A 4,535-nucleotide genomic window follows, 5' to 3' on the forward strand; every position below is an offset into this window, starting at 1 on the left:
TGAGATGGTCCTCGGAGTTCATAGTGCGGAAAGCCGTATGTACGGGAGAAAGGACTACACGCTCAAGCCCTTTGAAGGGGACACAAGCATTGTTGAACATCTCCAAAAAGCTATCGAGACCTTACCGGAAAATATCTTCACACCCTTCGATCCGTCTGTCTCCAAGGATTCACGGAACGGACGCAGCGCCTCTTCGCTTGTTCCCTCGCCAGACACCGTCAAGAATCATTCGTACTTCATCGACGAAGGCACTGTCTGGTTCAACGACAATGGCGCCAGGACTCCGCTTCCACGCGCATTGTCGAGCGGGCGCGTTCTCTTTCAACTGAAATCGCTGATTGCGCTCAGGGACACGTTGAAGGAAGTGATCCGGCTTCAACTCCAATCCTCGAATGAAGGCCAGCTTGCGGAATGCCAGGAGCAGCTTTTACAGCACTACGAAAGCTACCGCGCAAACTTTGGCCCGCTCAACAATATCAGTACAGCGAAACTCTTCGAAGACGATCCGGAATATCCGCTCCTAACTGCGCTCGAAAACATCGACCCAGAGACTTCGAGAATCTCGCTCGCCGACATCTTTACCAAGCGCACAATCCGGCCCTACGAGCCCCTGCGGGAACTTCCGAGCGATCCAAAAGCAGCCATGCTCCAGGTGCTTGCCGAGTGCGGCCGTTTGGACACCGGCCTTATGTCTCGTCTCCTCGACAAGCCGGAGGCAGAGGTTATTGGACAGCTTGTCGCCGCCGACCTGATCTACAAGGAACCGAATTCACAGCAATACGAGACAGCCGATGAGTACCTTTCCGGCAACGTGCGGCAGAAGTTGAAAGACGCTCAAGGGGCCACCCTGCTCGACCCGGCCTATGAACGGAACGTCAAGGCGCTCCAAGCTGTCCAGCCCGAGATCGTGCCCTTTATCGACATCGATGTGCGTCTTGGACAGACCTGGGTCCCGACCGAGGTCTATGTTCAATTCCTCAACCGGCATCTGGCCGAACAACGCCCAGTGTCCGGCGACCGCGCACCATCCATTACCAGAGACCTCAACGGCAGGTGGAGCGTCGATCTGCCTTCCTGCTATAACACGTTCGAGCTGACTCACAAGTGGGCGGGCGGAGGAATGTCTGGCCACAAGCTCCTCGAATATGGACTCAATCTCCAGGAGCCTACCCTCTACGAGAACAACGCCGATGGTAAGCCGGTCATCGACACGGTACGCACCATCGCGGCGCGCGCCAGGCTGCGCGAAATCAAAGATGCCTTTTCTGAGTGGGTCAAAGACGACAAGCAGGCCGACATTCATCCGCAGATCGAGCGCATCTACAACGAAACCTTCAATGCCAACCGGCTCCGCATTTACGACGGCGGGCACCTGACCTTCCCAGGGCTGAATCCCACCATCAATCCGCGGCCATATCAGATGCGGGGAGCATGGCGCGTCATGGTCGAAGGCCGCGCCCTCCTCGACCACTTCGTCGGCTCCGGCAAGTCCCTCTCCGTGATTATTGCCGGCATGGAGTCGCGCCGAATCGGAATCTCTCGCAAGAATCTATACGTCGTCCCGAACAACATGATTCAGCAATGGCGCGAAGAGTTCAAGAAAGCCTATCCTTCCGCCAATGTCCTGGCCGTCACAGAACGAGACTTCGATTCTCCACTCAGCCGGAAGCGCCTTTTCAGTCGAGTAGCCACCAACGAATGGGACGCCGTCATCGTTCCCCATTCGCAGTTTGATATGCTCCCCATCTCGCCCGAGCGGGAAGCGAAGACTGTTAACGCTCAAATCCAAGAGATGAAGGATCTGTTGCGTGAGGGCGCGGAAAGCAATCGCACGAAGACCAGAGCGGAGAAGCGGACCACGCGCCAGATCGAAAACAAGATTCAGAAGTACAAAGAGAAGCTGAAAGAGCTTTCCCAGGGCCGGAAAGACGACACAATCTATTTCGACGATTTGGGCGTTGATCGCCTCTTCGTCGATGAAGCCCACGCATACAAGGCTCTGGCAATCGTCACGAAGATGGGCAACATCGCAGGCATCAGTACCCGCGAGTCCCAACGGGCTCAACGCATTCTCGCCAAAATCGAGTTCATGCAGGAGACGCACAACGGCGCCGGCGTCATCTTCACCACTGCTACACCGATCACAAACACACTCGGCGAACAGTTTGTGATGACACGCTACCTAGCCCGCGACATTCTCACGAAGTGCAACATTCACAACTTCGACGATTGGGCGGCAAACTTCGCCGAGCCAGTCACACGGATGGAATATGCCACCGATGGTGTCACCATCAAGCCGAAGACCGCTCTTGCAAACTACGTCAACGTCCCGGAACTCCAGTCCATCTGGTCTCAGTTTGCCGATGTAATGATGCAGGATGAAGCCGAGGAAGCCGGCTACATCACCCTGCCAAAGGCCGTCCGCAAGGATCTTCTTGTCAAGGTGACCCCAGCTCAGGAGCCATTGCTCCAGACCATCGCAGAGCGCGGTGAACTGCTGAGCCTCCCTATGAGCGATCCGGACCGGCCCGACCCAACGGAAGACAACTGGCTCAAACTCGATTCTGACGCCTGTGCCATCTCACTCGACGCCCGCCTCTACGATCCAACCTGCCCGGACGATCCCGACAGCAAAGCCAATACCGCCGTGCGCACAGCACTCGATGTCTTGCACCGCACGGAAGCCGAACGCGGGACCGTCATTCTGTTTGCCGACCGTTATCAGCGGGGCGACTTCAATCTCTTCGAGGATATGAAGAAAAAACTCATTACGGCCGGAGTACCGAGAGAGCAGGTCGCCATCGTACATGATTACAAGAAGGGCAAGGAGTTCTTCGGCCTTCAACAGGCTGTACGCGCTGGCCGCGTGCGCGTCTTGCTCGGAACAACTGAAAAATGCGGAATCGGCGTAAACATTCAGACGCGCCTCAAGGCGCTGATCGACCTCGATCTCCCGCAACGGAGGATGTCCCGGCTGTAGTTGAAAGTTGAGCGGCGGTCCAGCCTGATTCTGAAAGAATCGGGTTGCGAAACCTTGAAGGGAGAACCGCCGTGAAGACAACTTACCATACGATACGCAAGCAAGGGAAAATCAACGAACAGCAACTGGCCAGCTTCCTGGTCAAGAACGGGCAGGCGCTTTTGCCCATGGTAGATCTGATCGAGCAGTGCCAGCTGGCCTGCGACGAGTTGATCGACGTGACCGGGCGAGCAACCATTCAAGCCGTTTTGCAGTTGTCGGCGATGGAGGCTGTAGGGGGTCCGCCGCAACAGGGGAAACGGCGCTCATCGGATGTGGTGTTCTATGGCCGCCAGCCGGGCCAGGTGATGCTCAGCGACCGCAAGTTGGAAGTGGAGCGGCCACGGCTGCGCAGCAAAGGGCCAAGGAGCCGGGAAGTCGAAGTTCCCGCTTACGCCGCCATGCAAAACCGCGGAGCAATGGGCTCGCGGATGCTGGAGATCCTGATGCGCGGCGTCTCCACGCGCAACTACAAGGAAGTCATTCCGGCGATGGCCGAGACGGCGGGAGTTTCTCGTTCCGCCGTCAGCCGCCGGGTGGCCGAAGCCTCGGAAGCGGAGGTGAAAGCGCTGCTGTCGCGGCGTTTCGACGAACTGAAGCTGCTGGTGATCTACATCGACGGACTCGTCTTCGGCGACTACACCATGATCGGCGCGGTGGGCGTGGACAGCGAGGGCAACAAGCATGTGCTGGGCATCCGCGAGGGAGCCACGGAGAACTCCACGGTGATCACCGAACTGCTCGAAGACATCGTCTCGCGCGGCGTCGATCCGAAGCGCAAGATGCTGTTCGTCATCGACGGCTCAAAGGCGCTCAGAGCCGCGATCAACGCGGTCTTCGGCACCCAGCAGCCGGTGCAGCGCTGCCGCGCCCACAAGCTGCGCAATGTACTCGACTATCTGCCCAAGGACCAGCGGGCTCAGACCAAGAGCGTGCTGCGCGCGGCCTGGAAGCTGGGACCGAAAGAGGGCATGGCGCGCGTCAAGAAACTGGCCGCATGGCTGGACCAACAATATCCCTCGGCGGCGGCAAGCCTGATGGAAGGCCTGGAGGAATGCTTTACCATCAACCGGCTGGATCTGCCGCCTTCTCTGCATCGTTGCCTGGCGACGACCAACATTATCGAGAGTCCGCATGCCGGCGTACGCATCCAGACCCGCCGCGTTACCCACTGGCAGAACGGCAAAATGGTTCTGCGCTGGATGGCCTCGGCGTTTATCCGAACCGAGAAGCGTTTCAACAAAATCATGGGACATCGCGATCTCTGGGCACTGGAAGCGATCCTCAACCCCTCTGCGACCGCCAGCCAAAAGGCGGCGTAGTAACATCAACCTAACCGCCGCCCGCCACTTTCAACTACGCGCGGGACATCCTCCATAGTTGACCGCATCCGCCATGGGATGTTTGGGGATCAGTTCCAGTTTCCAGCGATCAAGCCGGTCACGCAGTTCCGCCACGATGGGCGCAGATTTTTCCTGGCGCAGTGCCAACCGTTCCGCGGTCTTCATGCCCTTGG

Annotated in this window: 2 protein-coding genes; both read left to right on the plus strand. The window is 58.0% G+C overall.

Annotated elements, in window-relative coordinates:
• The first annotated feature begins 37 nt into the window (after positions 1–37).
• Complete coding sequence (locus tag VMU57_RS09970; protein WP_325382950.1) at positions 38–2,980, plus strand: hypothetical protein; 2,943 nt, start codon at positions 38–40, stop codon at positions 2,978–2,980.
• 44 nt (positions 2,981–3,024) lie between these two features.
• Positions 3,025–4,341, plus strand: coding sequence for an IS256 family transposase (locus tag VMU57_RS09975; protein ID WP_325382952.1), 1,317 nt, complete (start codon positions 3,025–3,027; stop codon positions 4,339–4,341).
• The last annotated feature ends 194 nt before the right edge of the window (positions 4,342–4,535 follow it).

Origin of the sequence: Edaphobacter sp. (assembly GCF_035532915.1) — a bacterium.
GTDB lineage: Bacteria > Acidobacteriota > Terriglobia > Terriglobales > Acidobacteriaceae > Edaphobacter.

Excerpts from the sequence above, each read along its gene's own strand:
- VMU57_RS09970 (WP_325382950.1), top strand. The coding sequence starts at position 38 with ATGTACGGGAGAAAGGACTACACGCTCAAGCCCTTTGAAGGGGACACA.